Origin of the sequence: Actinoplanes teichomyceticus ATCC 31121, assembly GCF_003711105.1 — a bacterium.
Taxonomy (GTDB): domain Bacteria; phylum Actinomycetota; class Actinomycetes; order Mycobacteriales; family Micromonosporaceae; genus Actinoplanes; species Actinoplanes teichomyceticus.
On the sequence record NZ_CP023865.1, the window covers coordinates 7,798,625 to 7,814,469 of the forward strand.

The window sequence follows — 15,845 nt, forward strand, 5'->3', positions numbered from 1 at the left end:
AAGCACCGGCGGTCCGGCCGAGCGGGAGACGACTGCGATGAACAGGTTGCACGCGACCAAGGACTTCTGGCTGGCGGCGCTGCGCGCCGACGGCCCGGCCCTGTGGGACGCCGTCGCCGAGACCGGGCCGGACACACCCGTGCCGGAGGTGCCCGGCTGGACCACCGCGGACCTGGCGTACCACGTGACCGATTCGCTGCGCTGGGTGCGCGCCATGATCGCCCGCGGGGTGACCGACCGCCCCGGGCCGCAGACCGCGCCGGACACCCGGCCGGCGTGGGGCGAGGCGCTCGACCAGCTGCGCCGGGAGCTGACCGGCACGATCGAGACGCTGGAGGCGCTCGACCCGGACCTCCCGGCGTGGAACTGGGCGCCCCAGCCGAAACGGGCGGTCTTCTGGGACCGGCGGATCGCGCACGAGGTGTCGGTGCACCGGTGGGACGCCGAGGCGGCCGCCGGACGCCCGACCCCGATCGAGACGAAGCTGGCCACCGACGGGGTGGCCGAGATCCTGGACACCTGGCTGCCGGCCGGCCGCCGGCAGGGCCCGACCGATCTGCACGGGGTGGTCCACCTGGTCGGCACCGACGCCGAGCAGGAGTGGTTCGTCCGGCTGCGCGGCGCGGGCATCGCGCTGCTGGACACCGGGACGATCCTGGACACCGACGACCACCACGCCCGGGCGAAGGCCATCGGCACCGCCAGCGACCTCCAGCTGGCCCTGATGGGCCGCACACGTCTGGACCACCTGGCCCTGACCGGCGACCCCCGCCTCATCCAGGCCCTGCGAACCGGCTGACCACGCCGGCCCCGACACCCGCGATGCGCCACCGATGAGTGCAGCCGAGCCAGCACAGCCGCCAAGCCCGACCGAGCCGGCACAGCCGCGAAGCCGAGACGGCCGCGCTGGTCCAGGGCCGGACGGCCCTATGATGAACCGGTTAAGCTCAGTGGATCAAGGAAGCGGTGAAGACATGACGGCAACCGTCACGTCCACGTCGGCCCAGCCGGCGCGTGCGGGGATCACCTTCCCCGACGGCTTCATCTGGGGCGCGGCCACGGCCTCGTACCAGATCGAGGGGGCGGTGCGGGAGGACGGCCGCGGGCCGTCCATCTGGGACACCTTCAGCCGTACGCCCGGGAAGGTGTACGCCGGTCACACCGGTGACGTCGCGTGCGACCACTACCACCGGTACGCCGAGGACGTGGCGCTGATGGCCGACCTCGGCCTGGCCTCGTACCGGTTCTCGGTCGCCTGGCCGCGGATCCGCCCGGACGGCACCGGCCCGGTCAACATCAAGGGACTGGACTTCTACGACCGGCTCACCGACGAGCTGCTCGGCAAGGGCATCGACCCCGTGGTCACGCTGTACCACTGGGACCTGCCGCAGACCCTGGAGGACCGGGGCGGCTGGACCAGCCGGGCGACCGCCGAGGCCTTCGCCGAGTACGCCGAGGTGGTGTACCGCCGGCTCGGCGACCGGGTGGCCACCTGGACCACCCTGAACGAGCCGTGGTGCTCCGCCTACCTGGGCTACGGCTCCGGCATCCACGCCCCGGGCGTGCGCAACCCGGCGGCCGCCCTGTCCGCCGTGCACCACCTGCTGCTCGGTCACGGGCTGGCGACGCAGGCGCTGCGGGCGGCCGGCGCGCGGCAGATCAGCATCACGCTGAACCCGTGCGAGGTGTCCCCGCTCGACCCGGCGAACCCGGCCGACCGGGACGCGGCCCGCCTGATCGACGGGCTGGCCAACCGGATCTTCCTGGACCCGCTGCTGCGCGGCCGGTACCCGGCGGACGTCCTGGAGCACATCTCCCGGCTGACCGACCTGGCGTACATCCAGGAAGGCGATCTGGAGATCATCAACCAGCCGATCGACGTGCTGGGGATCAACTTCTACAACCCGTCGTACGTCTCGGCGAAGCCGGGCGCGCCCGGCTCGCCGGACTACCCGGGCAGCGAGGGCATCGCGTTCCGCCCGCCGGTCGGCCCGGTCACCGACATGAACTGGCAGATCGAGCCGGCCGGGCTGACCCGGCTGCTCACCCGCCTGCACCGGGACTACCCGGGCACCCCGCTGATGATCACCGAGAACGGCGCCGCCTACCCGGACGGCCCGTCGGACAGCGGCGAGGTCGCCGACCTGCGGCGGATCGAGTACGTGGACGGCCACCTGCGCGCCTGCCACGACGCCCTGGCCGCCGGAGTGGATCTGCGGGGATACTTCCTCTGGTCCCTGATGGACAACTTCGAATGGGCCGAGGGGTACCGCAAGCGCTTCGGTATCGTGCACGTCGACTACACGACGCAGCAGCGTGTGCTCAAGGACAGCGCGAAGTGGTACCGCGAGGTGATCCGGCGTAACGGCCTGGAGTGATCCCGATGTGAGGAGCGTTCTGTGACGACGCGGGAGCGGCCGACCCTGGAGGCGGTGGCCCGGCGTGCCGGGGTCTCCCGCGCGACCGTCTCCCGCGTCGTCAACGGCTCGACCACGGTGGCCGCCACCATCCGGGAGGCGGTCACCCGGGCGGTCGACGAGCTGGGGTACGTGCCGAACCAGGCCGCCCGGAGCCTGGTCACCCAGCGGACCGACTCGATCGCGCTGATCCTGCCGGAGACGGCGAACCGGGTCTTCTCCGACGATCTGTTCTTCCCGGCCATCATCCGCGGGGTCGGCACCGAGCTGGAGGCGGCCGACAAGCAGCTCGTGCTGATGATGACCGGCTCCGAGGCCGGTCATCACCGGGTCGAGCGGTACGCGGTGGCCGGCCACGTCGACGGGGTCATGTTCGCCTCGATCCACGGCGCCGACCCGCTGCCCGGGGCGCTGGCCCGGCGCGGCATCCCGGTGGTCTGCAGCGGTCGCCCGATGAACGCCGGGACCCCGGTGCCGTACGTCGACGTCGACCACGCCGGTGGGGTGGCCGCCGCGGTCCGGCATCTGATCGCCACCGGCCGGCAGCGGATCGCCACCATCGCCGGCCCGCAGGACATGGTGGCCGGCATCGAGCGCCTCGCCGGGTACACCGGCACGCTGCGCGAGGCCGGGCGCCCGGAGATCGTGGTGGCCGGGGACTTCACCCGGGAGTCCGGGATCGAGGGGATGCGCGCGCTGCTCGCCCGGGAGCCGTCGCTGGACGCGGTCTTCGTCGCCTCCGACCTGATGGCGCACGGCGCGCTGCTGGCGTTGCGGGAGGCCGGGCGCCGGGTGCCGGACGACGTCGCGGTGATCGGCTTCGACGACTTCGAGATCAGCCGGTACAGCGATCCCCCGCTGACCACGGTCCGCCAGCCGATCGCCGAGATGGGCCGTACCCTGGCCCGCCAGATGCTCCGGCTGGTCGGTGGCGGGACCGAGCTACCCGAGCCGGTCGTCCTGCCCACCGAACTGATCGTCCGCGACTCCGCCTGACCCGCACCGGCCACGACCCCGGCGGGGCGGCGGACCCGCGCCCGCGGCCCACCCGCGACTTGCGGACCGGCGGGTCACCGGCTCACCGCGGGCGGACCGTGGCCACCTCGATCGGCTTGCCGAGCGCGCACCGGGCCAGCAGGGTGGCGCCGGCGATGGCGGCCGGCATCAGCAGGATCGCGCCGAGCGGGACGAGGAAGGCGCAGAAGACCGCGGCGCCGAAGCCCAGGGTCAGCGGCGTGTTCTTCCCGCCGAGCACCGCGCGGCGGTGCCGCAGCCGCTGGCCGCGACGCTGGAACGGGACACCGGTCAGCTCCAGGGCGAGCAGCCGGCCACCGACCGCGCCGGCCAGCACCGGAACCACCGTCTGGCCGACCACCGGCAGGAAGCCGAGCAGGAAGAGCGGGATGCCGGCCAGGACGGACAGTCCGATCAGGCGCAGCGAGTCGGCCAGGCTGCGGCGCAGCGCCCGCCAGAAACCGACCTCGACGGCGTCCGGCACGCCACCGAAGCGGTCCTCGACCAGCTCGGAGATCTTCTCGTAGAACGGGTCGCCGATCAGCAGGGTGACCGCGGTGAACGTGAGGATCCCGAGCAGCAGGGCCAGCCCGAGCAGCCCGGCGCCGGCCAGCACCTCGACGAAGTCCCGCCAGAAGCCGCCCCAGCCGTCGGCGAACCACGTCACCTTCGCCGACAGGTCCGGCAGGAACCGGATCAGCACGACCAGCCCGGCCGTGTAGAGCGCACCGGAGATCAGCGCCGGGAGCAGGCCCAGCCCGAGCATCCGCGGATGCCGCAGCACCAGACCCAGCCCACGGCCGAGCAGGGCGGCCCCGGTGGCGAACTGGCGTACCGCGGACAGCGGCCGATTCGGATCATCCATCACGAACGGGCAGCTTAGTAGTGCCTGTCCCGTCGCCCGCGGGCACGCGGCTCACGATCCGCCGGCCGCTCGCCACCGCGGCCCACCGCCGCGGCGGCGCCCACGCTGCCCGTCCGGGGCGGCGCGCGGCCGGCCCCGGGGCGGCGCGCGCGGCCGGCCCCCGGGGCGGCGGGGCCTACCAGCGGAAGAAGCGGTCCGGGTCGGTGATCGGACGGGGCCTGGAGGGCGACGGGGCAGCGCTCGTGCTCGGTGCGACGCTCTCGGACGGCGTCGGGATGGGTTCCGGCGGACCGGTGATCTGGGTCGGCGTGGGCACCGGCGGCATGCTCAGCGCCGGCGGGGACGAGGAGGCCGCGGCCGTGGCCGAGGGGGCCGGGGCGGTCACGGTGACGGTCCTGGTGATCACCCTGCTGCTGATCACCACGACGGGCCGCGGCGCGTCGTTCGCCGTCGTGGCCGGGCGGGCCGGTTGGTCGGTGTAGCCGTCGGCGGACGGCTCGTCGCGGACCGGGGCCACGCCGAGGGCAGCACTGCCGCCGGCCCCGCCGGTCGCCGGGATGGTGGCGGCGGTGGCGCTGGGAGACTCGGGCGTGCCCAGCGCCCAGCCGACCACGACGGCGAACGGCAGGCCGATCGCCACAACGCCGAAAAAGACGAATTTCGGGGACAAGCGCACGCCGATAACATCGGTGGACAGCAGGAAAAGTTACGGTTTCCGGACATTAATGTACGGAATGGATGCCCATCGCCTCCGCGGCGCGGTCTCGGCGGCGTCGTCGCCGGGCGGCATCACGTCCGCCGGCCCGGTGCCCAAGATGAACGACCGTTGAACGTCAGCGGCGGCGCGCAGCGGATCCCACCCTCCCGGCGTGTTCCTCCACGAGGATCACCCACAGGGAGGGTCAATGGATTTCGAGGAGTTCGCGTCCGCGCGATCACCCGCGTTGCTGCGGTACGCGACGCTGCTCAGCGGGGACCGGGAGGAGGCCCGGGACATCGTCCAGGAGGTGCTGGCCCGGGCGATGCTGAGATGGCGGCGGATCACCGCGAACGGCGAGCCGTACGGGTACGTCCGCCGGATGGTGACCAACGAGTTCCTGTCGCTGTTGCGCCGCCGCCGCCGGATCTCGTTCGTGCCGCTCACCCAGCGGGATCTCGACGGACCGCACGCGCCCGCCGCGCCCGTCGTGGACGCCGACGGGGAACTGTGGCAGCTGCTCGGGACGCTGCCCAGGCAGCAGCGGGCGGTGATCGTGCTGCGCTACTACGAGGGCCTCACCGATGCCGAGATCGCCGAGGTGCTCGACTGCCGCCCGAGCACGGTGCGGGGTTACGCCAGCCGGGCGCTCACCACGCTGCGCATCGAACTCACCGACCCGCCGGCCGGTGTCGTGCCGGCCACCCTGGGGGGACTGCTGTGACGAAGACTCTGGACGACCTGCGGGACACCCTGGGCCGGTACGCCGCGCAGGCACCGGCCGACGCCGGCCTGCTGCCGGGCGTACGCACCCGGGCGGTGCGCCTGCGACGGCGCCGCACCCTGATCCGGACGGTGGCGCTCACCGCGGCGATCGCGGTGGCCGCGGGGGTGGCGCCCCGGCTCGCCCCGGCGGACGGCACCCCCTCGGCGTCCGCGCGGGCGTGGTACCGCACACCCGGGCAGACCAGCATCACCCTGCGTGACAACTCCCCGTTCATGCTGCTGGAACGGACGAGCACGCCCCGCGCGCAGTGGGCGATGGTGCGCAACATCCTGGACGTGCGCGGGAGCGGTCCCGGGGCGCCGGGCCGTAACGAGGGCGCCGAGGTACTGGTCTTCGACCCGGGAGCGTTCGACGCGGACGAGCTGACGAAGGGTACGCCGGTCCCGATCGGCGATCAGCGCGGCTGGTACGTCCCGAGCCTGCACGCCGGGGTGAAGGACTCCGGCTTCGACGGCGCGGCCGTCGGCTGGCACGACCGCAGCGGCGCGTGGGTGCTGGTCATGGGTCGCAGCCGGGACGATCTGGTGGAGGTGGCCCGCGACGTCCGGATCGTCGACGGCATGGACGCGGTGTCCCCGGTGACGCTCGGCTGGGTGCCGCCGGGACTGCGGATCTACCGGGCCGGAGTGGACACCTCCCTCCCGGTCCGGCTGAGCGCGTCGTTCGGGCTGGGCTATCCCGGCGACCGGGAACCGGATCTGACCATCGACCGCATCACCGGGAATCCGCTGCCGTTGCAGCTGGACGTCACCCGGCTGGACCGCCGGGAATGGTCCAACTACGAACACGAGCTGGCCGGTCAGGCGCCGAAGCGGATCAACGGGGCGGACACGTGGTACCTCCCCCGGCCCAATCAGGTCTTCACCCGACGAGGGTCGGAGCGCGACGGCGCGGACATGGTGGTGCGGGCCGGAGAGTGCATGGCCCTGCTGCACGTCCGGGACCGCGCCCAGATCACCCGGGCCGACCTGGAGCGGATCCTGGCGAACGCGAGATTCGCCAGCTGCACCGACGCCACCGGGTGGCGGCCGCTCCTGGGCTGACATGCGGACCGGCGTTCGCCGGGTCTAGGCGTTCAGGAAGGTGGAGACGCGGTCGCGCAGTTCCTGACGGTTGGTCCAGAGAACGGTGGGACGGTCGTAGATCTGCAGGTCCGCGCCCAGGAGCTCGGCGAGTTGCGCGGCCCACGACGACGGGTGGATCTCGTCGCCCAGGCAGCCGATCACCAGGGCGCGTCCCCGGAACGCCCGGAGCAGCGACACATCCGGGACCGCGGGGGCGGACCACAGCGACTCCAGTTCGGCGGACAGGCCGTCGCGTTGCAGCTGTTCGACGCGCTGACGCAGGTAGCTCCAGCCGGCCGGGGTGTTGCGGACCGCGGCGGGCAGCTCCGCCTCCACCGCGTCGGCGATCATCGCGGCCTCGCCGGACTCGACCGAGGCCAGCAGGCGGCGCAGACGCTGGGCGGCGGCCGCGGGGCGGCGGCCGTCCAGCGGGGCGGGGAGGTAGAGCACCACGCGCTCGAAGCGGTCCGGGGTCTCGGCCAGCAGGCGGCACAGCGCGCCCGCGCCCATGCTCACCCCGAGCGCCCGGCCGGCCCCGGTCAGGTCGGCGACCCCGCGCAGGTCGGCGGCCAGGTCGCCGAAGCTCCACGGGCCGGGCGGCACGTCCGACCGGCCGTGCCCGCGGAAGTGGAAGAACGCGCGGCGGCCGGCCACCCCGCTGCCGAGCGGGCGGGTGCCGGCGATGTCCCCGGCCAAGCCGTGGGCGAACACCGTCATCGGATCCCCGGCGCCGGTGATCAGCTGCTCCACGCGTACGCCGGAGGGCAGAGCGACCAACTCGGTCGCCGGACCCGGCAGCGTCGGCCGGCCGGAACGCGGCCCGGTCCGGTCGACGCGCTGCAGGCGCGGCCCGCCGTCGGGCGGCGGCGGGCCGAAGCGTGCCCTCACCGGCGGCCCCGGGAGGCCGCGGGAGGCACGCCCAACCGCTGCGCGGACGGGCCGCGGGTCACCAGAAGCCCTTGCCGTCCGCGATGTCCCGGAGGCCGGGGCGGACGTCGAGCAGATAGATCAGGGACGCGGCGATGCCGATCAGCCCGAAGATGCCGAGCGCCGACTGCCCCAGGTAGGTGAGGAAGATGGAGACGCCGATGATCGCCGCCCAGGCGCCCTTCGGCAGGGTGCCGAGGGCTTGGAAGCCGGCGCCGCGCTGGGTCAGGCAGTGGACGAAGGCCACCGCCTCCAGGATCAGCGCGAAGATCAGGATGATCAGTTCGATCCAGCCCTGAACCTCTCGGAAGAAAATCGGCGCGGAAGATGCCATGCCGGAGAGTCTATGCCGCGGGCCCCGGCAATGCCGGGGCCCGCGGATCATGTCGCGTCGCTTACTCGGCCGGCTTCACGGTGGCCGGGGTGGCCTTGGCGCGCTTGCGCGGCTTCGGGGCGGCCTCGGCCGCCTTGTCCTCCTCGGTCGCCGCCTCGACGGCCTTCGGCTGCTCGGTGGTCTCGATGTCGGAGTTCACCACGTCGGCGGTCTCGACGATGCCGGTGCCGACCACCCTCTCGCCGCGGGCCACCAGAGCGGTGTACGCCGCGACGGCGCGCTCCTGGGCGATCTGGGCGAAGGCGCTGGCCGCGGTGGTGGCGTTGGTGCGCAGCGCGGCGAAGTCCGCGGTGGCGGCCTTCTTCTGCAGCTCGGTGGCCTGCTCGTTGGCGGTGCGCAGCGAGGCGACCGCGCGGTCGCTGAGCTCGGTGAGCACGGCCGGCAGCTTGCGCAGCTGCTGGTAGGCGAGGTCACCGGCGCCGGCGGCGGCGTAGAGCGGGGCCGGAATGCGGGTCTTGGTCTGCTCGGTCATTTCGTCTCCTCGGCGATCGGGGTGGTCCGGGGCGCGCCGCTGCGCGGCCCGAGCCCGGCTTGTCCGCGCAGCTCGGCCTCCAGCAGCTCGGCCTCGTCCGGCTCGGCCGCCGGAGGATCCGGGAACGACTCGGGAGCCGGAGCGGGCGGCGCGTTGCGAGCGTTCTCGTTGCGGAACGTCTCGTAGATCTGCGACAGGGACTGCTTCTGTGCGATCGTGAGCTCCGGGTCGACCGCGATGGCCGCCAGCACACCCTGCTGGCCCTCACCATCGAGCAGTCCGGCCCGCAGATACATCGCGGGCGTCGACACACGCAAGGCGCTGGCGATCTGCTGCAGCACCTCGGCGCTCGGCTTGCGCAGGCCACGCTCGATCTGGCTGAGGTAGGGGTTGCTGACCCCGGCCTTGTCGGCGAGCTGCCGCAGCGAGATCTTCGCGGTCTGCCTCAGGTCCCGGATGAAGGTTCCGATGTCCTGCGGCAGGTCCTTGGGTGTGGCCATACCTCGAAGCTAGCCCGGAGTGCTAACTCTTGCAAGCAGAACGCTTGCAAGAGTTAGCGTGAGCCCGGTCACCAGACCGCGCGCACCACACCCACCGGGCGTCCGCCGCCCAGCACCGGCTCGGCCAGGTCCGGCGCCACGACACCGAACCGGCGCAGCGCCTCGGCCAGCACCGGCATCCGGGCCCGCGCCGAGCCGTCGGCGATCTTCACGGCGATCCCGCCGGCGCCCGGCATCGCGGCCGCCACCACGCCGTCCGCGCCGCTCTTCACCAGCAGCCCGGGAACCTCGCGCATCAGCCGGGTGTCCTCCGCCCCGGTGCCGGCCACCAGCTCCGGGTACGCCCGCATGGCATCGGCCACCCGGCGCTCCGGTGTGCCCGGCTCCGCCTCCACCAGGCGCAGGAACGCCCGGGCCAGCGCGTCCGGGGAGACCGCCAGCACCGGTGCGCCGCAGCCGTCCACCCCGGTCGCGGCGATCGGCTCGCCGGCCAGCTCGCTGACCGCGTCGGCGAGGGCGACCTGCAGCGGGTGCCCTGGATCGAGGTACGACTCCAGCGGCCACCCGTTGGCGACACAGGTGGCCAGCATCCCGGCGTGCTTGCCGGAGCAGTTCATCAGGACCGGCTCGGGCCCGCCGCCGGCCCGCAGCCAGGCCTGCCGGCTCGCCTCCCCCATCGGCAGCTGCGCCGGGCAGCCCAGCGCCCCGACCCCCAGCCCGGCGGCGGCCAGCATGGCCCGCACCCGGTCGGCGTGCAGCGGCTCGCCGTCATGGCTGCCGCTGATCAGGGCGAGGTCGGCCGCCTCGCGCGGGACCAGCCCGGCGCGCAGCATCCCGACCGTCTGCAACGGCTTGTTCGAGGACCGGGGAAAGAACGGGCGCCCGGTCTCGCCCACGCCGGGACGGCCGGTCAGCGCCACCACACCGTGGTGCACGCTCTCCACGAACCCGGAACGCACCACCTCCGCGACGACGCTCACCGCGCCGGAACCCCCAGCAGCTCGCGGGCCTGCGCCGGGGTCAGCGGCGGGCGCTGGGCCAGCTGGGCGAACCCGACCGCCCGGGCGACCAGCTGCATGTTCGACTCGACCGGGCGGCCCTTGGCGTACGTGATCGTGTCCTCCATGCCGACCCGCAGGTGCCCGCCGGCCGACAGCGAGGCCAGCATGACCGGGATGGTGCTGCGCCCGATCCCGGTCGCGGAGAACGTGGTGCCCGCCGGCAGGTCCCGCATCGCCTGCTCGCACGCGACCAGCGCGGCCGCGGTCCCGGGCATCCCGCCCGGGACGCCCATCACCAGGTCGACGTGCACGTGGCCGCCGAACGGCAGCCCGTGCCGGCTCAACAGCCGCTGCAGGGTGCTGAGCTGGCCCAGGTCGAAGATCTCGTACTCCGGCACGATGCCGCGCTCCTGCATCCGGGTGTGCAGGTCGACGATGAAGTCCCAGCGGTTGAGGAACACGTCGTCACCGAAGTTGACGGTGCCCATCGTGCACGAGGCCATCTCCGGGCGGGCGTCGAGCACGGCCAGCCGGTCGGCCTCCGGGTCGGTCACCGCGCCGCCCGACGAGAGCTGCACGATCAGCCCGGTCGACTCGCGCAGCGCCGCCACGGTGGCCCGCAGCCGGCCCTGGTCCAGGGTCGGGCGGGCATCCGCGTCACGGATGTGCACGTGGATGATCGAGGCGCCCAGCGCCTCGCACTCTTTCGCGGTCGCGACCAGCTCGTCCAGGGTCACTGGCAGAGCCGGCACGTCCGCCTTGCTGCTCTCCGCGCCGGTCGGGGCGACGGTGATCAAGGTGCCGGTCATGCCGGTCATCCTGCCACGTGATTTACGCCTCGATGGCCGCCGCGGAATCGCCGACGGTGAGGCGGGCGTCGTCCGGGACGTTGCGCTTGACCACGGCCAGCGCGATCATCCCCAGCTCGTGGTGCCGGGTCCCGGTGCCGACGAACCCGACCGCCCGCCCGTCCAGCTCGACCGGGGTGCCCGGGGCCGGCGGGTGATCGGTGGCGATCCCGTCCAGGTGCAGCAGCACCAGCCGGCGCGGCGGCCGCCCCAGGTGGTGCACCCGGGCGACGGTCTCCTGCCCGCGGTAGCACCCCTTGTCCAGGTGCACCGCGGCGGCCATGAACCCGGCCTCGGCGGGGATGGTCCGGTGGTCGGTCTCGCGTCCGAGCCGGGGCGCCCGGGCGGCCACCCGGATCGCCTCGTACGCCCACAGACCGGCCGGCGGCACCCCGAGCTTCGCGATCACCGCGTCCTTGGCCGGACGGGGCACCAGCAGGTCCACCCCGAGCGGGACGCGCCGGGCCAGGCCACCCTCGAACGGGCGTACCGCGTAGTGCGAGGTGGCCTCGGGCGGCACGGACCCGGCGGCGAACTTCGGACCCGGCACCGCGCCCACCCGGGGCGCCGCGAGATCGGGGAACAGCTCGGCAGCGCCCGGCCCGACCAGCGACAGCACCGCGATCTCGGCGGTCGCGTCACGCGGCTCCACCTTGGTGAAGAACCGCATCATCTCCAGGTACCGCAGCAGACCGGCGCCGGCGCCCGGCTCGGTGTCCAGCCACGCCGTCGTCCCGTCCTCGGTGACGAACGCGTGGTGCTCGACATGCCCGTGCGGGGACAGCACGAGCAGCTCGCTGCCCTGCATCGCGGACAGGCCGGCCAGGTGCTGCGTGGTCAGCGTGTGCAGCCAGCCCGCCCGCTCGGCGCCCGGCACCGCCAGCACGTCCCGGTGCGAGCGGTCGACCAGGCCGACCGCGGTGTCCAGCAGGCGCTGCTCCCGCATCGGGTCGCCGTAGTGGGCCGGCACCCCGGCGTCGGGCGAAGTCGGGTCGAGATCCTCGACCATCACGACGGTCACTCGGACTCCTTGCACTTGCCGCAGACCCCGAACAGGGAGACGTGTCCGACATCCACCCGGAAGTCCCGCTCGGCACGCAACCGGTCGCAGACCGGCAGCAGCACCGCCGGATCCATCTCCTCGATCGAGCCGCAGGACCGGCAGACCAGGTGCACGTGCTGGTCCGCACCGGCCGGGTGGTAGGTCGGCGAACCGTGCGAGAGATGGGTGTGATTGACCAGACCGAGCTCCTCCAGAAGCTCCAGCGTCCGGTACACGGTGGTGATGTTGACGCCGGCGACCCGCTCGCGGACCGCGTTGTGCACCGACTCGGGGGTCGCATGGCCGAGCTCGTGCACCGCGTCCAGGATCAGCTGGCGCTGCGGGGTGAGCCGCAGGCCACGCTCACGGAGCATGGCGGCAAGCGCAGTGGCGGACACCCCACGAGCATAGTTCGCTACTTTCACGGTGATGAACGAGCGGATCCTGGTGTCGGCGAGCGATCTGCTCGGCGACGGCGTGTTCGAGACCCTGCACCTGCGCCCGGCGGGCCCGTGGCTGCTGGCCGAGCACCTCGACCGGCTGGCCCGGTCGGCGGCCCTGCTGGATCTGCCGCCGCCGCCCGCCGTCGACGTGCCGCCCGCCGAGGGGCGGACCGCGGCGATGCGGATCATCTACACCCGGAACCTGCTGCACGTCGGCGTCTCGGACATCCCGGCCGCCGTCCTGCGGGAGCGCCGCGAGGGGATCCGGGTGCTCAGCGCCGATCTCGGCGTGGCCGCCGGGCGGCGCCCGCCGTGGTCGCTCTCGGCAGCCAAGTCGCTGTCCTACGCGAACAATTTCGCGGCGCGGCGCTGGGCGGCGCGGCACCAGGCCGACGATGTGATCTGGCTCTCGATCGAGGGGTACGTCCTGGAAGCCCCGACCGCCTCGGTCGTCTGGCTCGCCGGCGACACGCTGTGCACGGTCCCGCCCGCGCAGGCCGGCATCCTGGACGGCATCACCGCCGCGCACCTGCTGTCCCTGGCACCGTCCGCCGGGCTGCGCGCCGCCCATCGGATGATCACACTGCCCGAGCTGGCCCGGGCCGACGCCGTCTGGCTCGCGTCCTCGGTGCGCGGGCTGGCCGAGGTGGTCGCGCTCGACGGCGCCGAGCGGGCGCGCTCGCCGTGGACGCCGCGCCTGCTCACCCTGCTGGGCTTCTGAGCGCTGACCCTGCCGGGCCTGCCGTGCACGAGCCGCCGCGCGGCGGCAGGGGTGAGGTCGCGGCGCGCCGCGACCTCACCGGGACGCTAGCCGCCGACCCGCAGCAGGCGGGCCGACATGTGCGGGGTGAGCCCGCTGTTGTCGATCGAGATCTCGTGCGCGTAGAGCAGCGCCCCCTCGACGATGCCGAACAGCCGGTGCCCGCCGGTCATGTGCAGGCCGGACGGCGTGTACGCCACCGCGTCGGTGCCCATCTCCAGCCGGGTGGTGGCGGCCTTGCCCAGGTAGAGCTCGGCGACCCCGTCCGGCCGGATCATCGTGGCCTCCATCTCGTCGCCGGGCCGGCCGTCGACCAGCACCGGGCGCCAGAAGCCGGACTCGGTGAGCGCTTGCCCGATCGGCTGCGACTCGTCGTCGAGCAGCCAGGCGCGCGACTCGTAGCGCAGGAAGTCCCGCCCGTCGTGACTGATCCGGATCTCCTGGGCGAAGTTGTAGTCCTCCGCCGCCGGGAAACCGCCCTGCCCGCGCCCGCGCCACAGCCCGACGAACGGCAGCAGCCCGAGCAGCGACGGGTGCAGGTCGGGACCGACCCGCAGGTCGTGGGTGTCCTCGTAGGGTGAGGGATCCACCGGCGGGGCGTTCAGCCACGGCGGCGGCCCCAGTGGGTTTTCCGTCTCGCCGCTCACCAACGCCCCCTCGAAATCCGCACTGCCAGATAACCGAACCCGCCCGCCAGCGCGCCCATCCCGGCGACCAGCAGGCTCACGAACCCGATCTCCGTAACCATGACCGGCCCATCTTATGCTGGCCCTCATGGCACGTTTGCTGGTCGTCAAGGCCACCGCGGGCGCGGACGCCCCGGAACGCTGCAACCAGGCCTTCAACGTGGCCAGCACGGCGGCGACCGCCGGCATCGACGTGTCGCTGTGGCTGACCGGCGAGGCCACCTGGTTCGCCCTGCCGGGCCGGGCGGCCGGGTTCGAGCTGCCGCACGCCGCCCCGCTGCCCGACCTGATCGAGGTGCTGCTGGAGGCGGGCCGGATCACCGCCTGCACGCAGTGCGCCGCGCGCCGCGACATCGGCCCGGCCGACGTCATCCCGGGCATCCGCATCGCCGGCGCCGCGGTCTTCGTCGAGGAGATCATGTCCGAGGGCGCACAGGCCCTCGTCTACTGACGCCGGTCCACCGCATCCGCGCCGCATCCGCGCCGCCGGGCACGCCGCCGCCGCGACCGACGGCGCGGACGGCGCGGCGCGGACGGCGCGGCGCGGCGCGGCTCGGACGGCGCGGCGCGGACGGCGCGGCGCGGACGGCGCGGCGCGGCGCGGACGGCACGGCACGGCGCGGACGGCACGGCACGGCGCGGACGGCGCGGCACGGCGCGGACGATGCGACACCGCGACCGGCGGCGCGGCGCGGACGATGCGGCGCCGCGACCGACGGCGCGGACGGCGCAATCAAACGGCGCGGCCCGCACGCATGGCGAGCGCGGCACACGCGGCGAGGGCCGGCCCGCGGGGGAACGCGTCAGGAGACGCGGCAGGCGGTGGTCACGCTGACCTGCAGACGCTCCCCCTCGGCGTCGACCACGACCGAGTCGGACCCGTTCCGGTACGCCCATCCGCCCGCCCCGGACCACACCGCGGCCGTCGCGCCCGGCAGCCCGCGCGGCCCGTCCCCGCTCGCCCCGGCGGTCGCGCGGTAGGTGGCCGCCACCCCGCCCGCCGGGCACGGCACCGACTGCACCGCCACCGCGGGCCCGGCCGGCCCGCCGAGCGCCGCCACGGTCTCGGCCAGCGTGGCCGGCTCCGGCCCCGGCTCCGGACCGCCCCCGTCCCGGCCGGGCCCCACGGGCCGGCAGCCGGTGTCCGCGGACAGCGTCAGCACCTGATCGTCGGCGCCGGCCTGCGCCTCGATCGCGATGAAGTCCCCGGCGTCCGCGAACAGCGACAACCGGGCGCCGGCCCGGGTCGGCACCACCCCGGCCCGCCAGCCGCCCGGCAGCGCCGCCGCGACCCGGTCCAGCGCGGCCTCGGCCTGCCCCTGCGGCACGTACAGGACGATGTCCTGGCCCGCGTTCCGGCCCGGCAGCACCGGGGTCAGCCGGCACTTCTCGACGCGTGGAGCGGCCAGCCGCACCACCCACGGCCCGGTCTGCGCGGCCGCCAGCAGGGTCCCGGCCGCCTCGCGCAGCACCGGCATCGCCTGCCGGAGATCGCGCTGCTCCGCCACGGTCGGCGGATCGTTGCGCGCGGACCACCACGACATGCCGGACAGCGCCACGACCCAGCCGGTCAGCGCGGCGACCAGCACCCGCCGGCGCCGCCGCGGGGCCGGCGGCCCGCTCAGGTTCCCCGGCGCCGTCACGGCAGCCATGGTGACACGCGGATCCCAGCCACCGGGGGCGGCGCTATGCCCCGGCGCCCGGCATGGCGTGGTACTGCGGGGCGGCCAGGCGGGCGGTCACCTCGGCGTGCCGCCACGCCGGTCGCGGCGCCGAGTTCCCGTGCCGCCGTCTCGACGGGCGTCTCCCCCGCCTCGACCGCCCCGCCGGGCAACCCCCAGACGTCCGGGGCGTACGGCGCCCGGTCATCCCGCAGCAGCACCGCGCCGTGCGCGCCGGCCGGGAGGGTGGATGCGATCTGCACCGTC

At 74.3% G+C, this 15,845-nt stretch carries 22 protein-coding genes; 9 read left to right on the forward strand and 13 right to left on the reverse strand.

The features are described 5' to 3' along the window. Positions 1–37 precede the first annotated feature (37 nt). From ACTEI_RS34365 to ACTEI_RS34375, 3 genes are all read left to right on the forward strand, one after another. Complete coding sequence (locus tag ACTEI_RS34365) at positions 38–799, forward strand: maleylpyruvate isomerase family mycothiol-dependent enzyme (RefSeq protein ID WP_122981441.1); 762 nt, start codon at positions 38–40, stop codon at positions 797–799. Between the two features lie 175 nt (positions 800–974). Then, a complete protein-coding gene (locus tag ACTEI_RS34370) occupies positions 975–2,378 on the forward strand; it encodes a GH1 family beta-glucosidase (RefSeq protein ID WP_122981442.1) in 1,404 nt (467 codons plus the stop codon). 21 nt (positions 2,379–2,399) lie between these two features. Then, entirely contained in the window at positions 2,400–3,413 is a 1,014-nt protein-coding gene (locus ACTEI_RS34375) for a LacI family DNA-binding transcriptional regulator (protein WP_122981443.1), read from the forward strand. Between the two features lie 82 nt (positions 3,414–3,495). On the opposite strand, the gene ACTEI_RS34380 is transcribed toward ACTEI_RS34375, so the two are convergent. Next, complete coding sequence (locus ACTEI_RS34380) at positions 3,496–4,296, reverse strand: EI24 domain-containing protein (protein ID WP_122981444.1); 801 nt, start codon at positions 4,294–4,296, stop codon at positions 3,496–3,498. A 203-nt stretch (positions 4,297–4,499) separates the two neighbouring features. Here ACTEI_RS34380 and ACTEI_RS37580 point away from each other — a divergent pair, with 203 nt between their 5' ends. The 4 genes from ACTEI_RS37580 to ACTEI_RS34395 all read left to right on the forward strand — a co-directional run bounded on the left by ACTEI_RS37580 (position 4,500) and on the right by ACTEI_RS34395 (position 6,823). Further along, positions 4,500–4,778, forward strand: a complete 279-nt coding sequence (locus tag ACTEI_RS37580) for a hypothetical protein (protein ID WP_145830764.1) — start codon at positions 4,500–4,502, stop codon at positions 4,776–4,778. Between the two features lie 87 nt (positions 4,779–4,865). Next, positions 4,866–5,126, forward strand: a complete 261-nt coding sequence (locus tag ACTEI_RS37585; RefSeq protein WP_145830765.1) for a PTS glucitol/sorbitol transporter subunit IIA family protein — start codon at positions 4,866–4,868, stop codon at positions 5,124–5,126. 75 nt (positions 5,127–5,201) lie between these two features. Next, positions 5,202–5,717 (forward strand): SigE family RNA polymerase sigma factor, encoded by a 516-nt coding sequence (locus ACTEI_RS34390; protein ID WP_122981446.1) that lies wholly within the window; start codon positions 5,202–5,204, stop codon positions 5,715–5,717. Next, positions 5,714–6,823: a hypothetical protein gene (locus tag ACTEI_RS34395; protein ID WP_122981447.1), complete on the forward strand. Its 1,110-nt coding sequence runs from the start codon at positions 5,714–5,716 to the stop codon at positions 6,821–6,823. The genes ACTEI_RS34390 and ACTEI_RS34395 overlap by 4 nt, the downstream gene beginning before the upstream one ends. Before the next feature lie 24 nt (positions 6,824–6,847). Here ACTEI_RS34395 and ACTEI_RS34400 read toward each other — a convergent pair whose 3' ends face one another. The 8 genes from ACTEI_RS34400 to ACTEI_RS34440 form a co-directional block, all read right to left on the reverse strand. Continuing rightward, positions 6,848–7,732, reverse strand: coding sequence for an alpha/beta fold hydrolase (locus ACTEI_RS34400; protein WP_122981448.1), 885 nt, complete (start codon positions 7,730–7,732; stop codon positions 6,848–6,850). A 58-nt stretch (positions 7,733–7,790) separates the two neighbouring features. Beyond that, on the reverse strand, positions 7,791–8,105 hold the full coding sequence (locus ACTEI_RS34405) for a DUF2516 family protein (RefSeq protein WP_122981449.1): 315 nt from the start codon (positions 8,103–8,105) through the stop codon (positions 7,791–7,793). 61 nt (positions 8,106–8,166) lie between these two features. Then, the gene (locus ACTEI_RS34410; protein ID WP_122981450.1) at positions 8,167–8,637 is read right to left on the reverse strand and encodes a hypothetical protein; all 471 of its coding nucleotides are present in this window, start codon (positions 8,635–8,637) and stop codon (positions 8,167–8,169) included. After that, complete coding sequence (locus ACTEI_RS34420) at positions 8,634–9,137, reverse strand: helix-turn-helix domain-containing protein (protein ID WP_307837873.1); 504 nt, start codon at positions 9,135–9,137, stop codon at positions 8,634–8,636. Before ACTEI_RS34420 ends, ACTEI_RS34410 begins: the two co-directional genes overlap by 4 nt. A 68-nt stretch (positions 9,138–9,205) precedes the next feature. Next, positions 9,206–10,117, reverse strand: a complete 912-nt coding sequence (locus tag ACTEI_RS34425; protein ID WP_122981451.1) for an asparaginase — start codon at positions 10,115–10,117, stop codon at positions 9,206–9,208. Next, entirely contained in the window at positions 10,114–10,947 is an 834-nt protein-coding gene (locus tag ACTEI_RS34430; RefSeq protein WP_372443198.1) for a beta-keto acid cleavage family enzyme, read from the reverse strand. Before ACTEI_RS34430 ends, ACTEI_RS34425 begins: the two co-directional genes overlap by 4 nt. 22 nt (positions 10,948–10,969) lie before the next feature. After that, a complete protein-coding gene (ygfZ, locus tag ACTEI_RS34435) occupies positions 10,970–11,995 on the reverse strand; it encodes a CAF17-like 4Fe-4S cluster assembly/insertion protein YgfZ (protein WP_122982598.1) in 1,026 nt (341 codons plus the stop codon). An 8-nt stretch (positions 11,996–12,003) separates the two neighbouring features. Further along, on the reverse strand, positions 12,004–12,426 hold the full coding sequence (locus ACTEI_RS34440) for a Fur family transcriptional regulator (protein ID WP_122981453.1): 423 nt from the start codon (positions 12,424–12,426) through the stop codon (positions 12,004–12,006). Positions 12,427–12,457: 31 nt separating this feature from the next. Between ACTEI_RS34440 and ACTEI_RS34445 the strand changes: the two genes are divergently transcribed. Further along, the gene (locus tag ACTEI_RS34445; RefSeq protein ID WP_122981454.1) at positions 12,458–13,192 is read left to right on the forward strand and encodes an aminotransferase class IV; all 735 of its coding nucleotides are present in this window, start codon (positions 12,458–12,460) and stop codon (positions 13,190–13,192) included. A gap of 86 nt (positions 13,193–13,278) precedes the next feature. Here ACTEI_RS34445 and ACTEI_RS34450 read toward each other — a convergent pair whose 3' ends face one another. After that, positions 13,279–13,878, reverse strand: coding sequence for a heme-binding beta-barrel domain-containing protein (locus tag ACTEI_RS34450; RefSeq protein ID WP_122981455.1), 600 nt, complete (start codon positions 13,876–13,878; stop codon positions 13,279–13,281). Continuing rightward, positions 13,875–13,979, reverse strand: a complete 105-nt coding sequence (gene mtfM / locus ACTEI_RS39100) for a small membrane protein MtfM (RefSeq protein ID WP_275412240.1) — start codon at positions 13,977–13,979, stop codon at positions 13,875–13,877. Before mtfM ends, ACTEI_RS34450 begins: the two co-directional genes overlap by 4 nt. A 14-nt stretch (positions 13,980–13,993) precedes the next feature. On the opposite strand from mtfM, the gene ACTEI_RS34455 reads away from it, so the two are divergent. Continuing rightward, a complete protein-coding gene (locus ACTEI_RS34455; RefSeq protein WP_122981456.1) occupies positions 13,994–14,368 on the forward strand; it encodes a DsrE family protein in 375 nt (124 codons plus the stop codon). Between the two features lie 352 nt (positions 14,369–14,720). On the opposite strand, the gene ACTEI_RS34460 is transcribed toward ACTEI_RS34455, so the two are convergent. After that, complete coding sequence (locus ACTEI_RS34460) at positions 14,721–15,560, reverse strand: hypothetical protein (protein WP_239082166.1); 840 nt, start codon at positions 15,558–15,560, stop codon at positions 14,721–14,723. Next, positions 15,557–15,841, reverse strand: a complete 285-nt coding sequence (locus tag ACTEI_RS34465; protein ID WP_122981457.1) for an NUDIX domain-containing protein — start codon at positions 15,839–15,841, stop codon at positions 15,557–15,559. Before ACTEI_RS34465 ends, ACTEI_RS34460 begins: the two co-directional genes overlap by 4 nt. Positions 15,842–15,845: the final 4 nt, after the last annotated feature.

Coding starts and splice junctions, on each gene's coding strand:
- ACTEI_RS34365 (WP_122981441.1), top strand. CDS start 38: ATGAACAGGTTGCACGCGACCAAGGACTTCTGGCTGGCGGCGCTGCGC.
- ACTEI_RS34370 (WP_122981442.1), top strand. CDS start 975: ATGACGGCAACCGTCACGTCCACGTCGGCCCAGCCGGCGCGTGCGGGG.
- ACTEI_RS34380 (WP_122981444.1), bottom strand. CDS start 4,296: ATGGATGATCCGAATCGGCCGCTGTCCGCGGTACGCCAGTTCGCCACC.
- ACTEI_RS34390 (WP_122981446.1), top strand. CDS start 5,202: ATGGATTTCGAGGAGTTCGCGTCCGCGCGATCACCCGCGTTGCTGCGG.
- ACTEI_RS34405 (WP_122981449.1), bottom strand. CDS start 8,105: ATGGCATCTTCCGCGCCGATTTTCTTCCGAGAGGTTCAGGGCTGGATC.
- ACTEI_RS34410 (WP_122981450.1), bottom strand. CDS start 8,637: ATGACCGAGCAGACCAAGACCCGCATTCCGGCCCCGCTCTACGCCGCC.
- ACTEI_RS34420 (WP_307837873.1), bottom strand. CDS start 9,137: ATGGCCACACCCAAGGACCTGCCGCAGGACATCGGAACCTTCATCCGG.
- ACTEI_RS34430 (WP_372443198.1), bottom strand. CDS start 10,947: ATGACCGGCACCTTGATCACCGTCGCCCCGACCGGCGCGGAGAGCAGC.
- ygfZ (WP_122982598.1), bottom strand. CDS start 11,995: ATGGTCGAGGATCTCGACCCGACTTCGCCCGACGCCGGGGTGCCGGCC.
- ACTEI_RS34445 (WP_122981454.1), top strand. CDS start 12,458: ATGAACGAGCGGATCCTGGTGTCGGCGAGCGATCTGCTCGGCGACGGC.
- mtfM (WP_275412240.1), bottom strand. CDS start 13,979: ATGGTTACGGAGATCGGGTTCGTGAGCCTGCTGGTCGCCGGGATGGGC.
- ACTEI_RS34455 (WP_122981456.1), top strand. CDS start 13,994: ATGCTGGCCCTCATGGCACGTTTGCTGGTCGTCAAGGCCACCGCGGGC.